Origin of the sequence: Pontivivens ytuae (assembly GCF_015679265.1) — a bacterium.
GTDB lineage: Bacteria > Pseudomonadota > Alphaproteobacteria > Rhodobacterales > Rhodobacteraceae > Pontivivens > Pontivivens ytuae.
In genome coordinates this window covers 2,984,328-2,998,446 of the sequence record NZ_CP064942.1, presented here as the reverse complement: position 1 = coordinate 2,998,446, position 14,119 = coordinate 2,984,328, and the positions used below count along the sequence as shown (strand labels likewise).

Below are 14,119 nucleotides of genomic sequence, written 5' to 3'. Positions count from 1 at the left end.
CCTCAGGCGGCGTCCCACACCTGCTCGGACGGGCCATCGAGGGCGGCGCGCGTCAGGGCCGCCATCAGGCGGACGAAGCGCTCCCGGCTGCCGGCGAGAGCGGCGAGCTCCTGCGGGTCGGTCGGCAGGCCGAGATCCTTCGCCGCGTCGAGAGCCGGGCCATCGGCACGCGGATAGAAGACGTCCCAGACGAGCTGGACCTCGCGGGCGAAGATATCGGCGCCGACATCGCCGATGCCCTTCACCTCCTTGATGCGAGCGATGACCTCGTCCGGGTCGTCCGACTTCATGCCGCGCAGGTCGTCGTCGTAGCGGTCGCGGACCATCTGCGCCGCGTCCTTGATGTACTCGGTCGTGACGGTGTCATAGCGCTTGTAGCCGTTGTGGCGCAGCACGGCGACCATGTCCCATTTGTCGATGGCGAGGATCTCATCGATCTTGTGGAGCTTCTCCGCGCGCAGGGCCTGCGCGGCCTCGATGGCCTGCGCCGTGGCGATGCGGGCGGAGAGGAGGATCGCACCCTCCAGCCAGTGAAAGAGCTCCTGCGGCGTATCGCGGGCGATGTTGGCGCCCATCTCCTCGGAGAAGAGGGTGCCCTGGCTGTCGATGAGGGCGTTCACGATGTCCTTGTGGCTCATGGAAGTCTCCTTTCGGGGAGACAACGTGCGGCGGCGGCGCGAGGTCCTGCGGCGTTTCGCCGGGGCTGTTCATGGCGACGAGGGTCGCGCCCGACCTGGAGGGTGCGCGTGGGACGGAATTGAAAGGTCCGCGCCGTCAAGCATCTAGGTGGAAAGTTCGATATCCGACATCGCCAACGCGCCCTCCGCGGGGAGGTCGGGCGCGGCCCGGCCTGTCAGCCGGGCAGGAAGGGGCTTCAGATTGATACCGCCCCGGACGTGATCCGGGGCCTTTCTGAGCGAGGTGCTTCGTTCGGAAAGGTCCCGGCTCTTCGGCCGGGACGGTTGGACAACCCATGCAAGCAGCCCCCAAAAAGCAACCGCCCGCCGCGGGGTGCGCAGCGGGCGGAGCGTTCGACAAACCGAGCGGATCAGCCGTTCGGGCAGCCGGTGCGCACGATGCCGTTGGCCGCCGCGAATGCTTCGGAGGCCGTCGCGATCTGCGGCTCGATCAGCGCGTCGTCGGGCTCGTAGTAGTCGGTGACCTGCACCCAGCGGCGCTGCTGCGCGTTCCATTCCTTGACCGCCACGAGGCCCGCGCCGCCGTGGTCCTCGCAAGTGATCTGCATGGGCGGGGTGAAGCCCTCCATGCCGAGCTCCTGAAAACGCTCGTCGTTCATCACGAGGTTCTCGAACCCGTCACGCACCATGTCCGGCGTGACGTCGGCCACGCCGTGCAGCTCCTGCGCCTTGCGGATCGCCTCGGTCGCATAGATCGCCGCCGCGATGCCGCGGTTATAAAGCACCTCGCCGATATTGTTCATCTGGCCGCGGGCCTTGCCGCCGAAGTAGACCAGCTCGTTGAGCTCGTTGAAGATCTGGAAGTTGTCGCCCACCGCGTGGAACGTCACGGCGCGGTAGCCGTCGGCGGCGTCGCGCAGCGGCTTCACGTCCCCTTCGGAGGCGGACCACCAGACGCCCATCATCTGCTCCATCGGGTAGCCGATGTCGCGCGCGCCTTCCAGGGCCCGGCGGTTCATGATGCCCCAGCCCCACAGCAGGATGTAGTCGGGCTGCTCGGCCTCCACCACGGGCCAGATCGCGGACTGGTCCTCGCCCGGATGGTCGATCGGTTGGAGGACCAGCTCGAAGCCCTCGCGCTCGGCCAGCGCCTCGAGCGTGGTGATCGGCTCGCGGCCATAGCCGGAGTTGTGGTGCATGTGCATGATCCGCAGCCCTTCGAGCGAGCCGCCGTTCTGCTCCTTGATGTAGCGGATCTGGGCGTTCGCCGCGTCCCAGTAGTGCGCCGGGAAGTTGAAGACGTACGGGTACATCCCGCCGTCCGACGCCGCGGTCAGGCCATAGCCCATGGTGTGGAGCACCACGCCGTCGCGCTGCGCCCGCTCGATGAGTTGATAGGTGAGGCCGGTGCTCATCGGCTGGTAGACGAGCGCGTCCTGCCCCACCGTCTCGTCATAGCAGGAGAGGCCCTGCTCGGTGTTGTAGCCGAACTCGCACTCGATGAGTTCGATCCGCTCCCCGCCGATGCCACCGTCGCGCTCGTTGAGCAGCGTCAGGTAATCGGCGAAGCCGTCGGAATAGGGAATGCCGGAGGGCGCGTAGGGCCCGGTCCGGTAGGTCAGGCCGACCAGTGTCAGATCTGCGAAAGACGGAGTCGCCGTCAGGGCCAGTCCGGCGAGGACCAGCGCACGAAGTGCTTTTGTCATGTCTCCCCCTCGAGACGCGCCCTGGTTGTTTTTGGTGGGCGCTTAATGGTGCTTAACTCAGCCAGCGCTTGCGGCGCCGGTAACTGCGCACATCCCGAAAGCTCTTGCGGCCCTCTTCGGACATGCCGAGGTAGAATTCCTTCACATCCGGGTTCTCCCGCAGGTCCGCGGCAGGCCCGTCCATGACGACACGTCCTGACTCCAGAATGTAGCCGTAATGTGCGTATCGTAGGGCAACATTGGTATTTTGTTCGGCGAGAAGGAAGCTCACACCCTCGTTTTCATTGAGGGACTTCACGATGCCGAAGATTTCTTCGACCAACTGTGGCGCAAGTCCCATAGAGGGTTCATCGAGCAACACCGTCTCGGGCTTCGACATCAGCGCGCGGCCGATGGCACACATCTGCTGCTCGCCGCCGGAGGTGTAGCCCGCCTGCGACTTCCGCCGCTCCTTCAACCGGGGGAAGTATTCGTAGACCATTTCGAGGCCCTGCTTGGCCTCGGCCGAGGACCGGGTGTAGGCCCCGGTCATCAGGTTCTCCTCAACCGTCAGGTGCTCGAAGCAGTGGCGGCCCTCCATGACCTGGATGACGCCGGATTTCACCAGCTCGTTGGGGCTGAGATCCTGCATCCGCGTGCCGCGATAGAGGATCGAGCCTTTCGTGACCTCGCCGCGTTCAGAGGCGAGAAGGCCGGAGATCGACTTCAGCGTCGTTGTCTTGCCCGCCCCGTTGCCGCCCAGAAGCGCGGTGATCCCGCCCTTGGGCACGGAGAGGCTGACCCCCTTCAGGACGAGGATCACATGGTTGTAGATCACCTCGATATTGTTGACCTCGAGGAGCGTTTCCTGGGTCTTGGCGGCGTCGAGCATCGGTCCCTCCGGTCGGTCAGAAGACCCCCGGCGCGCGTGGCGCCGGGGGCGGTGCGCATCACTCGCAGCGCGTCTCGGGCAGGTTGTTCTCCGCCGCGTAGGCGAGGCTGTCCTCCATGATCAACGGCTCGATCACATCGTTGTCCGGCGCCGTGAAGTCGGAGATCAGCGACCACGTCTCGGTGTCCGCGTCCCACTCCGCGATGGCGGAGTTGCCGGGGCCGCCGTGATCGGCGCAGCTCACGGCGAACTCGGGGCCGAAGCCCGGCAGGCCGAGCTCGGCCATGCGCTCCTCGGTGATCTCCAGCGCTTCCATGCCGTCGCGCATCATCGCGGGCGTGATCTCGGCGGTGCCGTGGATCTCCTGCGCGGTGCGGGCGGCCTCGGCGGCCAGCATCGCGGCGTAGAGGCCGCGGTTGTAGAGCACCGTGCCGACCTGGTCGCCTGCACCGGCGGCGAGGCCCGCATCGACGACGTATTGCTGGATGTCGTCGAACACCGGGTAGTCGTCACCGACGCCGTGGAACGTGACGGAGCGGTAGCCGTCGGCCCCCGCGCCGGCGGGCAGCACGTCGTTCTCCGAGCCCGACCACCAGACACCGTAGAAGTTGTTCATCGGGAAGCGGATGTTGGCGGCCTCCTGAATGGCGACCTGGTTCATCACGCCCCAACCCCACATGATGACGTAGTCGGGACGCTGGCGCCGGATCTCCAGCCACTGGGAGCGCTGCTCCTGACCCGGATGGTCGACCGCAAGCTCCAGCAGCTCGAAGCCGTGCAGCGCGCCGAGCTCGTTGAGCGTGCGGATCGGCTCCTTGCCGAAAGCGGAGTTGTGGTAGACGAGCGCGATGCGCTTGCCCGACATGTCGCCGCCGTTCTCCTCCAGCATGTGGTTCACGATACCGGATGCGGCCTGCCAGTAGTTGGCGGGGTAGTTGAAGACGTGGCTGAACACCTCGCCATTCGCCGCGGAGGTCCGGCCGTAACCCATGGAGTGGATCGGGATATCGTCCGCCGTGGCCTTGGGGATGAGCTGGTAGGTGATGCCCGTGGACAGCGGCTGGTAGACCAGTGCGCCCTCGCCCTTGGTCGACTCGTAGCACTCCACCCCGCGCTCGGTGTTGTAGCCGGTCTCGCAGGCTAGCACCCGGGCCGGAACGCCGCCGATGCCGCCGTCGCGCTCGTTGAGCAGCGTGAAGTAATCCGCATAGCCGTCCGCGAACGGGATGCCGCCGGCGGCGTAGGGACCGGTGCGATAGTCGAGCGACGGAAACACCAGTTCCGCGGCGGCGGGACCGGCCAGGATCGCGGTCGTGGAGGCCGCGAGGGTCAGGGTCTTCAGTTTCATGTCGGAATACCTCCCTTGGACATGATGTGCCCCGGTTCGCCGGGGTCTGGTTGCTGGTTTCGGGTTCAGTGCGGGAACGGCCAGAGGCGCAGCTTCTCCTTCACCGTGCGCCAGAGCGCGGCGAGACCGTGCGGCTCCACGATGAGGAAGAGGACGATCAGGCCGCCCGCGACGATGAAGTTGATGTGGGCCGCGATATCCGTCGGCCAGCCCAGCGTGTCCACGAAGAAGAGCTTCAGGAACACCGGCAGCAGCACCATGAAGGCCGCCCCCGCGAAGGAGCCGAAGACGGAGCCGAGGCCGCCGATGATGATCATGAAGAGAACCAGGAACGACTTCTGGATGCCGAACGCCTCCCCCACCTCGGCCGCGCCCAGATAGACCGCGAAGAAGAGCGAGCCGGAGATGCCGATGAAGAAGGACGAGATCGCGAAGGCCGAGAGCTTGGTCCTCAGCGGGTTCACCCCGATGATCTCCGCCGCGATGTCCATGTCGCGGATCGCCATCCAGCTGCGCCCGATGCGCCCGCGCGTGAGGTTCCGCGTCAGCCACGCGAGCGCGAAGACGAAGACGAGGCAGAAGAGATAGGCAACCCACGGCTCGGTCTGCGGGCCGGTGATCGGCTGGCCGAAGATCGTCCGCTCCGGTGCTGTGATCTGGCCGGAGGCCGAGTAGTTGTAGAACCAGGAGACCTTGTTGAACATCCAGACGAGGAAGAACTGCGCGGCCAGCGTCGCCACCGCGAGGTAGAACCCCTTGATCCGCAGGGACGGCAGGCCGAAGAGCAGGCCCACGACAGCCGTGATTAGCCCGGAGATGATCACGATGAAGAAAATGTTGAAGTCCGGGAACGCGGTCATAAGCTTGTAGGTCGAGTAGGCTCCCACCGCCATGAACCCGCCGGTGCCAAGGCTCACCTGCCCGCAATACCCCGTCAGGATGTTGAGCCCGAGAGCCGCGATCGAGAAGATCAGGAACGGCAGCAGGATCGCGTTCACCGTGTAGTCGGTGACGAGGAACGGCAGCACCAGGAAGATGACGGCGATCAGCCCGTAATATCCCCGCCGGTCGAAGGCGATCGGAAAGGTCTGGCTGTCATCCACGTAGGACGTCTTGAAATCACCCGCCTCACGATAGAGCATTGCGGTTCCTCCCGAGCCTTGATTGTGTCCGATGCGGCACGGCGCATCGCGTTGTTGTTGCTGGATCTTCCGGATCGTTGTGCTGCACCACACCTGAAGCAGGTGCGCTGCTGCCGACATCGGAGATCCGAATGAAAGATGACGCCATTTCAAAGCGGACCGGCACCGCGCCGTCTTTCTGGCGCTGCATCGGCCGCGAACTGCGCGACGGGCTGTACGAGGCCGCGTTCGAGATTGCCTGGCGCGCCGCGCTGCTGGCCGTTGGAACAGCAACCCTGATGGTTTTCTGGGCATGGGCTTCATCAAGGCGGCCGCGATTGTCATCGTACTGATGGGTCTCGTGGCCGGCATAAGCCACGCCTGCTGATCACGCTTCGCTTGAGCCAGAGAGATCATCCCCGCACCTCCGCCATTTCGGCGAAGCGGGCGTCCTGGGGCTTGACCACGCAGAAGCGGTGGCCGGTCGGGGCCTCCATCACGGTCCAGCCCTTGATGTCCGCGACGCGGGTGGCGCCGAGGGCTTCGAGCCGGCTGACTTCCGCGGCCTGATCATCGGCCTCAATGTCGAGGTGGACGCGCGGGTCGTGGTCCACGGCCTGCAGCAGCACCATCGGGCCGGCATTTCCCGAGAGCTTCGCGTACTTGCCGTCCGGGTCGACCTCGACCTCCGCGTCGTAGAGCCCGGCCCAGAAGCGCGCGGCCTCGGCCAGATCGTCGGTCTTGCAATCGATCACGATGATGCGCTGGAGAGACTTGTGGGTCATGCAGCACTCCACCGTCCCGGCCGCAGCGCCGGGACCGTCCGCCCCATGCGGCCCTGGACCCGGATCCGCGGCGGTTGCGCGTTATGAGACCGCTTCGCCATCACACCCGCTCGATGATCTTTTCGCCGAAGAGGCCTTGCGGACGGAACACCAGGAAGATGAGCGCCAGCACGTAGGCGAACCAGTTCTCCGTGGCACCGCCGAGGAACGGCACGCCGATCAGGTATTCGAAGAGCTTCTCGCCCACCCCGATGATCAGGCCACCGACGATCGCACCGGGGATAGAGGTGAAGCCGCCGAGCATCAGCACCGGCAGGGCTTTCAGCGCGATCAGCGACAGCGAGAACTGCACGCCGGACTTGGCCCCCCACATGATGCCCGCGACGAGGGCGACGAAGCCCGCGATGGACCAGACCATGATCCAGATGCGGTTGAGCGAGATGCCGACGCTCAGCGCCGCCTGGTGGTCATCCGCCACCGCGCGCATCGCCGTGCCCGCCTTGGTGTACTGGGAGAAGGAGGTAAGGGCCACGACCAGTGCCACCGCGATCACCGCGGCCCAGATGTCGAGCACGTCGACATACATGCCCCAGTAGTTCTCCCCCTCCGGCCCCCAGGCCGCGGTCACCTCCTCGATCCAGAAGGAGCCGCCCGAGGGCAGGCCAACGTCGAGGGTCTTGAGCTCGGCGCCCCACATGAGATCGCCGAAGCCCTCCATGAAGTAGGCAAGGCCGATAGTCGCCATGAAGAGAATGATCGGCTCCTGATTGACCAGTCGAACCATGATCTGGCGCACCACGACCCACGCGAAGAGGATCATCACGCCCGTCGTCAGCACGATCGACAGCAGCGACGGCAGGTCCCAGCCGAACGTGTGCACGTGGGTTCCGAAGACCGCGTTGATGAGGTGGGCGAAGGGCACAAGGCCGGTCTGGATCCCCACCAGCGTCTGCGCGGCGAAAAGCGCCATGACCCCTTGGGCATAGTTGAACACGCCCGAGGATTTGAAGATCAGCACGAAGCCGAGCGCCACCAGCGAGTAGAGCACGCCGGTCATCAGCCCGTTGATCGAGACCTCGATGATGTTGAGCAGCTCGATGGGCATCAGTTCCCTCCCAGGATGGAGTTGGTCCAGTCATTGGCCGGCAGGCGCAGCGCGTTGAGCACCGCGACGTTCTGGCCCGGCGCTGTCATGGCGAAGAGCATGGCGACCTCGCCGTCCCCGGCATCGGCGAGGAACCGGCGGGTGTCGCCCTCGCGCGGTGCCTCCACCATGCCCATCCCGTCGATCCAGCCGTCGATGGCGGCGAAGAATTCGGCCTGCGGCACGCCCGCGCCGAAGACGCCGCAGGAGGGCGCCCCCTCGTAGTCGAAGAGCGCGATGGCAGGATTGGCGGCGGTCCAGGCCCGCCCCGGCTGCCCGTCGAGCAGGCTGTCGGCGATCCCTTCGGAGGCGGGCTCCAGCGGCGGGTTCACCGCCGCATCGCTCTGGACCTTGGGCATGCAATGCGCCTCGAGCAGCGCCAGCATCTCCGCGCTTTCCTGCGCGGCGAGCGGCGTGGCCAGCATCGCCGTGGCGAAGGCGAGCGCCTTAATCATGGGAGACCCCCAGATAGGCGTCGATGACCTCGGGGTTCGAGCGGACCTCGTCCGGCGTGCCGTCCCCGATCTTCTTGCCGTAGTCGAGCACCACGACCCGGTCGGAGATGTCCATGACCACGCCCATGTCGTGCTCGATCAGCGCGATCGTGGTCCCGAACTCGTCATTTACGTCGAGAATGAAGCGGGACATGTCCTCCTTCTCCTCCACATTCATGCCGGCCATCGGTTCGTCGAGGAGAAGGAGTTTCGGCTCCGCGGCCAGTGCCCGGCCGAGCTCCACCCGCTTCTGAAGGCCGTAGGGCAAGCGGCCGACGGGGGTCTTGCGGATCGCCTGGATCTCCAGGAAGTCGATGATCTTCTCCACGACCTCGCGGTTCTCGATCTCCTCCTGCTCGGCCTGACCCTTCCACAGGGCCTGCGCCCAGATCGGCGCCTTCATGTGGGTGAAGCGGCCCGTCATGATGTTGTCGAGCGTGCTCATCCCCTTGAAGAGCGCGATGTTCTGGAATGTGCGCGCGATGCCCTGCTGGGCGATCTGGTAGGGCTTCATGGGGCCGCGTTTCTGCCCGCGAAAGAAGATCTCGCCCTCCTGCGGGTGGTAGAAGCCGTTGATGACGTTGAGCATCGAGGATTTGCCCGCACCGTTCGGGCCGATGATCGCACGGATCTCCCCCTCCCGAATGTCGAAGGAGATGTCCTTGATCGCCACCACGCCGCCGAAGCGCAGGGTGATGTTCTTCACCTCCATCATGACGCCGCCGATCGTGCGGCCGTCGGGGGTGGTGTAGCTGTCGGGGCTCATGTCGTTCATTTGGATGTGCCTCCGAAACTGAAATCGGCTTGGTTCAGCGCACTACGCTGAGGCCGGAGCCCGACCTCGGGTGGGTGCGGATGCGCCCTCCCGGGGGGGAGGTCGGGCGCAGGCCGGGCCTTCTGCCCGGCCGGAGTAGTATCTTGGAAAGCCCTACGCTTTTGAATTTCAAGAAGATCCAGCATCCAGCCCAACCTTTGACGTGAAGGCGCCGCCGGTGGTGCATTGGGCCTCTCATAGTCGTGCCCGACCGTCTCGCAGGATTGGTTAGCGACTGGAGTGGAACGATGACGATTAGCAAAGAAGCAGGTGACGATCAGCCCGATCTCTTTCGAGAAGGTGTGGAGAGATGCGATAGGTGCAGACGCATTCCAGTCAACGACACGGCCTTGTTTATCTCGCAGTGCTTTGGGGAGCCATTCGACAGCGTTGCCATTCGTCTGGCACAAGTGAACGGCTTGGCGCCTGAATTCGAGTGAACAGATCATTCCGCCGCCACCTTCTGCTCCTCGACCGGCACGGTCTCGACGTCGCGGATCTCCAGCGTGCCCTTCACCCGGCCCTTGCGGCCGTCCTCATAGGTAACTTCGGTGTCAGCAAAGACCGTGGCGGAGCCGTCGTAGAGCGCGGTGATCAGGTCGGCGTACCGCTCCTCGATGATGCGGCGGCGGACCTTCTGGGTTCGCGTCAGCTCGCCGTCGTCCGCGTCGAGCTGCTTGTGCAGGATCAGGAAGCGGTGGATCTGACAGCCCGCCAGCATCTCGTCCTGCGCGATGGAGCGGTTCACCTCTTCCACATGCGCCTGCAGCGTCGCCTGCACCTGCGGGTGCTGGGCGAGCTCCTGGTAGGAGCCGTAGGCGATGTTGTTGCGCTCGGCCCAGTTGCCGACGGAGCCGAGGTCGATGTTGAGGAATGCGGTGCAGTAGTCCCGCCCGTTGCCGAAGACCACGGCCTCCAGGATGTTGGGGAAGAACTTCAGCTTGTTCTCAACATATTTCGGGGCGAAGAGCGCGCCGGAGGCCATCTTACCGACGTCCTTCGCGCGGTCGATGATGCGCAGGTGGCCGCTGTCCTTCTCGATGAAGCCGGCGTCGCCGGTCGCGACCCAGCCGTGCTCATCCTTGGTCGAGGCCGTGCTCTCGGCGTTCTTGTAGTACTCAACGAAGGTTCCGGGCGAGCGGTAGAAGACCTCGCCGCTGTCATCGATGCGGATCTCCACCTCCGGGCTTGGCACGCCTACGGTGTCCGCCCGGACCTGCCCATCGGGCTGCTGGGTGATGAAGACCGACGCTTCGGTCTGGCCGTAGAGCTGTTTGAGGTTGATGCCGAGCGCACGGTAGAACTCGAAGATCTCCGGCCCGATCGCCTCCCCGGCGGTGTAGCCAACGCGGACCTTGGAGAGGCCCAGCGTGTTCTTCAGCGGGCCGAAGACGAGCGCGTTGCCGATAGCGTAGTTCAGCCGCTCGCCGAAGCTCAGCGGCTCGCCATCGAGCATCTTGGGCCCGACGCGCTTGGCCACCTCCATATAGTGGTGGAAGAGCTTCTGCTTGATCTTGCCCGCATCCTCCATCCGGATCATGACGTTGGTCAGCAACCCTTCGAAGAAGCGCGGCGGCGCGAAGAAGTAGGTCGGCCCCACCTCGCGCAGGTCGGTCTGCATGGTGTGCTGCGCCTCGGGGCAGCAGACGCAGAACCCGGTCCACTGCGCCTGCCCCATCGAGAAGATGAAGTCGCCGACCCAGGCCATAGGCAGGTAGGCGAGCACGCTGTCGGTCTGGCGCAGATGATCGAATTCGGCGGAGTTCTTCGCCGTCACCAGGATGTTCCGGTTGGAGAGCACCACGCCCTTCGGCCGCCCCGTCGTGCCCGAGGTGTAGAGCATGACGCAGGTGTCATCCGACCCCTTCGCCGCGATGGCGGTGTCGAGGGCGGCACCCTCCGCTCCCTCGGCCTTGCGCCCCTTCTCCAGCATCTCGTCGAGCGGGTGGAGGTGGGTGTGGTCGTATTTTCTCAGGCCCCGGTTGTCGCGGTAGATCACGTCGCGCAGGTCGGGCAGGCGGTCCTTCACCTCAAGCACCTTGTCGACCTGTTCCTGATCGTCGCAGAACGCCATCTTGGCCGAGCAGTGATCGAGGACATAGGCGATCTCGTCCGCCACCCCGTCCTGGTAGATCGGCACCGGCACACCCCCGGCGGCGGAGATCGCGGTCATCGCGATGTAGAGTTCCGGCCGGTTCGAGCCGATGATCGCCACGTGGTCACCGGGCTGCAGCCCCAGCTCCATCAGGGCGAGCGCGGTGGCGCGCATGTCCTTGTAGGCTTCGGACCATGTCCAGCCCTGCCATATGCCGTATTCCTTGACCCGGTAGGCGGGTGCGTCCGCAAAACGGCGCGCATTCTCCGCCATGAGCTTCGGAAACGTGTCGAGCGTGCCGAGATCGCTCTCGCCCATGCATGGCCCTCCCCATTGGACACCCCGCAGGTCGCTCGTTTGGATGGCGACAGAATCTTTCCGCTCGGGGTCCTTCTTGTTGTCAAAAAGGTTCCAACAGATTTGACGCTCCGTAAAGAGTGAAAAATGAACCATCGTTCAATTTTGCGGCGCACAACGGATTGAGGCAGTCGGTCGCGGGCCGGAACGGGCAGTGGAGCCGGGACGTTTCCACCCCAATGTTTCCTGATGAATTGGAGTATCGATGATGGATGTGAATGTTCTGATCCCGGGCCTCGCACTGGTGACGCTGATCGGCTTCTGCGTGCTTGCGCTGATGGGCAAGATCGCGGTCGTTGAGCGGCAGAAGGATCCGTCGGCGCCGAAATCGACGCTGGCCGCTGACAAGTCCAGCACGGCGGCCCCCGCCGACGTGTGATGCGGATGTCCGATGCAAAGGGGCCAGCAGATACGGCCCTTTTGCCCGCCTCAGGGCGTTGAAAGCCCCTCGAGCCGCTCGATCAGGTCGTCGCAGACCAGGATTGTGCGACTGTTTCGCGACCAGCTCGCGCCGCCCTCGCAATGATCGAAATGCAGCGTGATCTGCGAATGCCAGTCGAAGGCGGCGAGCAGGTCCTCCATCGTGTCAGGCAGACGGCTGCGTCGCAGCGCCTGCTCCCACGGTCCCTCCCCGACGATCACGCGCACCTCGGTGACCCGCGAGCCCTCCGGCATCCGGAGCGGCGCGACGATACGCCGCCACGCGCGGGCGATCTCGGGCACCCGGTCACGGCAGTCCGCCGCCTCCTCCCCCGTCATTCCATCCGCACGGGCCGCGGGTTCGAACCGGTCGGGATCAAGACCGTAGAGCAGGCACATTGCCTGCGCGGCCCGGCGCGCATCGCTCGGATGCTCGGCATAGAGTTGTTCGGCATCATTCTCGGCCCGCCATGCCGCGACGCGGGCGAGGATGATCTCTTCAATCCGGTTCGGCGTCGCCTCGTGCAGCGCGATGGTGGCGAAGGTGTCGGCCATCACCTCCTCGTTGCCGAGGATCGGCAGGTCGAATTCGCGGATCAGCGCGTGGCCGATCTCATGCGCGATGATGTGGGTGAGCGCCCGTTTCGTGCCGGACAACATCCGGTCCTGCGCGGCCGTAGGTAGGGCCGCAAGGAGCGCGAGAAAACTGACGATAAAACGCATGACACCCCCAATCACGAGTGTCGGCGGAAGCGGTCGATCCCGCAATGCCCGGACATGAAAAAGCCACCCCGCGTGGGGGTGGCTTCGATCCGTCGCGATGTCGGGCGATCAGGCCTCGACGGTGCCTTCGATGGCATTCGCGCCTTGGATCTCGATCCGGCGCGGCTTCAGCGCTTCGGGCACCTCGCGTACGAGGTCAATGTGGAGGAGGCCGTTCTCCGACCGCGCACCGGTGGCGCGCACATGCTCGGCGAGCTGGAAGCGCTTCTCGAATGCACGGGTCGCGATGCCGCGGTGCAGGAAGGTCCGCTCGGTCTTGTCCTCGGCCTTCTTGCCGGAGACGACGAGCTGGCCATCACGCGCCTCGATGTTCAGCTCGTCCTCGGCAAAACCGGCGACGGCGATCGTGATGCGGTAGGCATCCTCGGCGGTCTTCTCGATATTGTACGGGGGGTAGCCGGTCTGGCCGTTGTCGGCGACGCTGTCGAGCAGGTTGAACAGCCGGTCAAAGCCGACGGTGGTCCGGTAGAATGGCGAAAGATCTTGGGTCCGCATGTCGCATCCTTTCACAAAGCGATACTGTCGGGTCGGGCCCTCCATCCCGGACGGGCCCGTCGTCGCGCGGGACCCGGTTCCGGCATCCCGCATCGCTTATCTGGGGAGCGTTTTCGTGCGTTCAAGACCCCGTCGGAGAACGGCGATCAAGCGAGCATCCACCTGAACTCAAACGAGAATAGTGGCGTGCGCCCTACTGCCCGATGCTACTGAAGGTCGCGTCCTGCGCCGGCTGACGTCCCAACTGTTCGGAGATCGAGCCCCCGCCCAGCCGCCGCATGCCGCGATCCGCATCACCGTGCACCATGTCCCGCAGAACCGAGTCGAGCGCCCCGTCATCGAGCGCCGCGCCATAGGCCACCTGCTGGTCCGAGTTGCCCCGCGTCCCGATGGCCGACACCACGGAAGAGATCCGCGGTCGCCCGTTCCGAATGGTGAAGACCGGGGAGCCCGACGCGCCGAAGGTCACGTCGCAATCCATCACGATGAAGCGCCCGTCGACCGCAATGGTCTCGCACGGCTCCTGGATCGACGGCGCTTCGGGCCGGTCGCGGGCGTAAGACACCACGGCGATGTCATCGCCGGCGCGCGGCCGCACTTCCCGCTCGAAGGGGCGCACGTCGTGGATCGGCTCGGCAAGCTCCAGCACCGCGATATCGGCCATGATCATCTGCTGGCTGAGCTCGCGGCCCGGGTCGAAGCTGCGGTGGACCATGATGCGCCGGACTTGCCGGTGCGCGGTGTAGTCCTGCAAACGATAGCCCGCCACGAAATGCAGCCGGTCCGGGCGGTAGAGCCGCCGGGACACGTCGGAGAAGACGCAATGCGCCGCCGTCAGCACCTGGTCGGGCGCGATCAGTGCCCCGGTGCAGAACTTCTCCCCCGCGATGTTGACGCGGCCCACGGCCTGCCAGTCGCGGGCTTCCTCTTCGGTGAGCATCCGCCGACCCTCCGCCCACGCGGGAACGGCCAGAAGCATGGCAAGAAAGATGGCGCGCAGCATGTGATCCCCTCGATTGGAGAAGAGTGTGCCAGCGTGTTGCGCCCG

The 14,119-nt window shown here is 65.2% G+C and carries 16 protein-coding genes; 3 read left to right on the top strand and 13 right to left on the bottom strand.

Going from position 1 to position 14,119, the window contains the following annotated elements; translation table 11 throughout:
- Window positions 1–2: 2 nt before the first annotated feature.
- The 5 genes from I0K15_RS14730 to I0K15_RS14710 all read right to left on the bottom strand — a co-directional run bounded on the left by I0K15_RS14730 (window position 3) and on the right by I0K15_RS14710 (window position 5,705).
- Window positions 3–638: an HhH-GDP family DNA glycosylase gene (locus I0K15_RS14730; RefSeq protein WP_196102258.1), complete on the bottom strand. Its 636-nt coding sequence runs from the start codon at window positions 636–638 to the stop codon at window positions 3–5.
- Window positions 639–1,048: 410 nt separating this feature from the next.
- On the bottom strand, window positions 1,049–2,344 hold the full coding sequence (locus I0K15_RS14725) for an ABC transporter substrate-binding protein (protein ID WP_196102257.1): 1,296 nt from the start codon (window positions 2,342–2,344) through the stop codon (window positions 1,049–1,051).
- Between the two features lie 52 nt (window positions 2,345–2,396).
- Window positions 2,397–3,215 carry an ABC transporter ATP-binding protein gene (locus I0K15_RS14720; protein ID WP_196102256.1) on the bottom strand — a complete coding sequence of 273 codons (819 nt, stop codon included), beginning with the start codon at window positions 3,213–3,215 and terminating at the stop codon, window positions 2,397–2,399.
- A gap of 58 nt (window positions 3,216–3,273) precedes the next feature.
- Window positions 3,274–4,563, bottom strand: a complete 1,290-nt coding sequence (locus I0K15_RS14715; RefSeq protein WP_196102255.1) for an ABC transporter substrate-binding protein — start codon at window positions 4,561–4,563, stop codon at window positions 3,274–3,276.
- Between the two features lie 65 nt (window positions 4,564–4,628).
- Complete coding sequence (locus I0K15_RS14710) at window positions 4,629–5,705, bottom strand: branched-chain amino acid ABC transporter permease (RefSeq protein WP_196102254.1); 1,077 nt, start codon at window positions 5,703–5,705, stop codon at window positions 4,629–4,631.
- Window positions 5,706–5,836: 131 nt separating this feature from the next.
- Here I0K15_RS14710 and I0K15_RS14705 point away from each other — a divergent pair, with 131 nt between their 5' ends.
- Window positions 5,837–6,037: a hypothetical protein gene (locus tag I0K15_RS14705; protein WP_196102253.1), complete on the top strand. Its 201-nt coding sequence runs from the start codon at window positions 5,837–5,839 to the stop codon at window positions 6,035–6,037.
- A gap of 60 nt (window positions 6,038–6,097) precedes the next feature.
- On the opposite strand, the gene I0K15_RS14700 is transcribed toward I0K15_RS14705, so the two are convergent.
- The 4 genes from I0K15_RS14700 to I0K15_RS14685 all read right to left on the bottom strand — a co-directional run bounded on the left by I0K15_RS14700 (window position 6,098) and on the right by I0K15_RS14685 (window position 8,882).
- On the bottom strand, window positions 6,098–6,469 hold the full coding sequence (locus I0K15_RS14700; RefSeq protein ID WP_196102252.1) for a VOC family protein: 372 nt from the start codon (window positions 6,467–6,469) through the stop codon (window positions 6,098–6,100).
- Window positions 6,470–6,569: 100 nt separating this feature from the next.
- Window positions 6,570–7,574: a branched-chain amino acid ABC transporter permease gene (locus tag I0K15_RS14695; RefSeq protein WP_196102251.1), complete on the bottom strand. Its 1,005-nt coding sequence runs from the start codon at window positions 7,572–7,574 to the stop codon at window positions 6,570–6,572.
- Entirely contained in the window at window positions 7,574–8,068 is a 495-nt protein-coding gene (locus I0K15_RS14690) for a hypothetical protein (RefSeq protein ID WP_196102250.1), read from the bottom strand. Before I0K15_RS14690 ends, I0K15_RS14695 begins: the two co-directional genes overlap by 1 nt.
- Entirely contained in the window at window positions 8,061–8,882 is an 822-nt protein-coding gene (locus I0K15_RS14685; protein WP_196102249.1) for an ABC transporter ATP-binding protein, read from the bottom strand. Before I0K15_RS14685 ends, I0K15_RS14690 begins: the two co-directional genes overlap by 8 nt.
- A 287-nt stretch (window positions 8,883–9,169) precedes the next feature.
- Here I0K15_RS14685 and I0K15_RS14680 point away from each other — a divergent pair, with 287 nt between their 5' ends.
- On the top strand, window positions 9,170–9,361 hold the full coding sequence (locus tag I0K15_RS14680) for a hypothetical protein (RefSeq protein ID WP_196102248.1): 192 nt from the start codon (window positions 9,170–9,172) through the stop codon (window positions 9,359–9,361).
- 5 nt (window positions 9,362–9,366) lie between these two features.
- On the opposite strand, the gene I0K15_RS14675 is transcribed toward I0K15_RS14680, so the two are convergent.
- Complete coding sequence (locus I0K15_RS14675) at window positions 9,367–11,334, bottom strand: AMP-binding protein (protein ID WP_196102247.1); 1,968 nt, start codon at window positions 11,332–11,334, stop codon at window positions 9,367–9,369.
- 247 nt (window positions 11,335–11,581) lie between these two features.
- On the opposite strand from I0K15_RS14675, the gene I0K15_RS14670 reads away from it, so the two are divergent.
- Complete coding sequence (locus I0K15_RS14670) at window positions 11,582–11,752, top strand: hypothetical protein (protein ID WP_196102246.1); 171 nt, start codon at window positions 11,582–11,584, stop codon at window positions 11,750–11,752.
- A 50-nt stretch (window positions 11,753–11,802) separates the two neighbouring features.
- On the opposite strand, the gene I0K15_RS14665 is transcribed toward I0K15_RS14670, so the two are convergent.
- The 3 genes from I0K15_RS14665 to I0K15_RS14655 all read right to left on the bottom strand — a co-directional run bounded on the left by I0K15_RS14665 (window position 11,803) and on the right by I0K15_RS14655 (window position 14,074).
- Window positions 11,803–12,516, bottom strand: coding sequence for a DUF4344 domain-containing metallopeptidase (locus I0K15_RS14665; protein WP_196102245.1), 714 nt, complete (start codon window positions 12,514–12,516; stop codon window positions 11,803–11,805).
- 108 nt (window positions 12,517–12,624) lie between these two features.
- Window positions 12,625–13,071, bottom strand: a complete 447-nt coding sequence (locus tag I0K15_RS14660) for an Hsp20 family protein (RefSeq protein ID WP_196102244.1) — start codon at window positions 13,069–13,071, stop codon at window positions 12,625–12,627.
- Window positions 13,072–13,264: 193 nt separating this feature from the next.
- Entirely contained in the window at window positions 13,265–14,074 is an 810-nt protein-coding gene (locus tag I0K15_RS14655) for a trypsin-like serine peptidase (RefSeq protein WP_196102243.1), read from the bottom strand.
- Between the last annotated feature and the right edge of the window lie 45 nt (window positions 14,075–14,119).

What these genes read in the sequence shown, in the direction of transcription:
- I0K15_RS14730 (WP_196102258.1), bottom strand. Translation starts at nt 638, where the DNA reads ATGAGCCACAAGGACATCGTGAACGCCCTCATCGACAGCCAGGGCACC.
- I0K15_RS14725 (WP_196102257.1), bottom strand. Translation starts at nt 2,344, where the DNA reads ATGACAAAAGCACTTCGTGCGCTGGTCCTCGCCGGACTGGCCCTGACG.
- I0K15_RS14720 (WP_196102256.1), bottom strand. Translation starts at nt 3,215, where the DNA reads ATGCTCGACGCCGCCAAGACCCAGGAAACGCTCCTCGAGGTCAACAAT.
- I0K15_RS14715 (WP_196102255.1), bottom strand. Translation starts at nt 4,563, where the DNA reads ATGAAACTGAAGACCCTGACCCTCGCGGCCTCCACGACCGCGATCCTG.
- I0K15_RS14710 (WP_196102254.1), bottom strand. Translation starts at nt 5,705, where the DNA reads ATGCTCTATCGTGAGGCGGGTGATTTCAAGACGTCCTACGTGGATGAC.
- I0K15_RS14705 (WP_196102253.1), top strand. Translation starts at nt 5,837, where the DNA reads ATGAAAGATGACGCCATTTCAAAGCGGACCGGCACCGCGCCGTCTTTC.
- I0K15_RS14700 (WP_196102252.1), bottom strand. Translation starts at nt 6,469, where the DNA reads ATGACCCACAAGTCTCTCCAGCGCATCATCGTGATCGATTGCAAGACC.
- I0K15_RS14695 (WP_196102251.1), bottom strand. Translation starts at nt 7,574, where the DNA reads ATGCCCATCGAGCTGCTCAACATCATCGAGGTCTCGATCAACGGGCTG.
- I0K15_RS14690 (WP_196102250.1), bottom strand. Translation starts at nt 8,068, where the DNA reads ATGATTAAGGCGCTCGCCTTCGCCACGGCGATGCTGGCCACGCCGCTC.
- I0K15_RS14685 (WP_196102249.1), bottom strand. Translation starts at nt 8,882, where the DNA reads ATGAACGACATGAGCCCCGACAGCTACACCACCCCCGACGGCCGCACG.
- I0K15_RS14680 (WP_196102248.1), top strand. Translation starts at nt 9,170, where the DNA reads ATGACGATTAGCAAAGAAGCAGGTGACGATCAGCCCGATCTCTTTCGA.
- I0K15_RS14675 (WP_196102247.1), bottom strand. Translation starts at nt 11,334, where the DNA reads ATGGGCGAGAGCGATCTCGGCACGCTCGACACGTTTCCGAAGCTCATG.
- I0K15_RS14670 (WP_196102246.1), top strand. Translation starts at nt 11,582, where the DNA reads ATGGATGTGAATGTTCTGATCCCGGGCCTCGCACTGGTGACGCTGATC.
- I0K15_RS14665 (WP_196102245.1), bottom strand. Translation starts at nt 12,516, where the DNA reads ATGCGTTTTATCGTCAGTTTTCTCGCGCTCCTTGCGGCCCTACCTACG.
- I0K15_RS14660 (WP_196102244.1), bottom strand. Translation starts at nt 13,071, where the DNA reads ATGCGGACCCAAGATCTTTCGCCATTCTACCGGACCACCGTCGGCTTT.
- I0K15_RS14655 (WP_196102243.1), bottom strand. Translation starts at nt 14,074, where the DNA reads ATGCTGCGCGCCATCTTTCTTGCCATGCTTCTGGCCGTTCCCGCGTGG.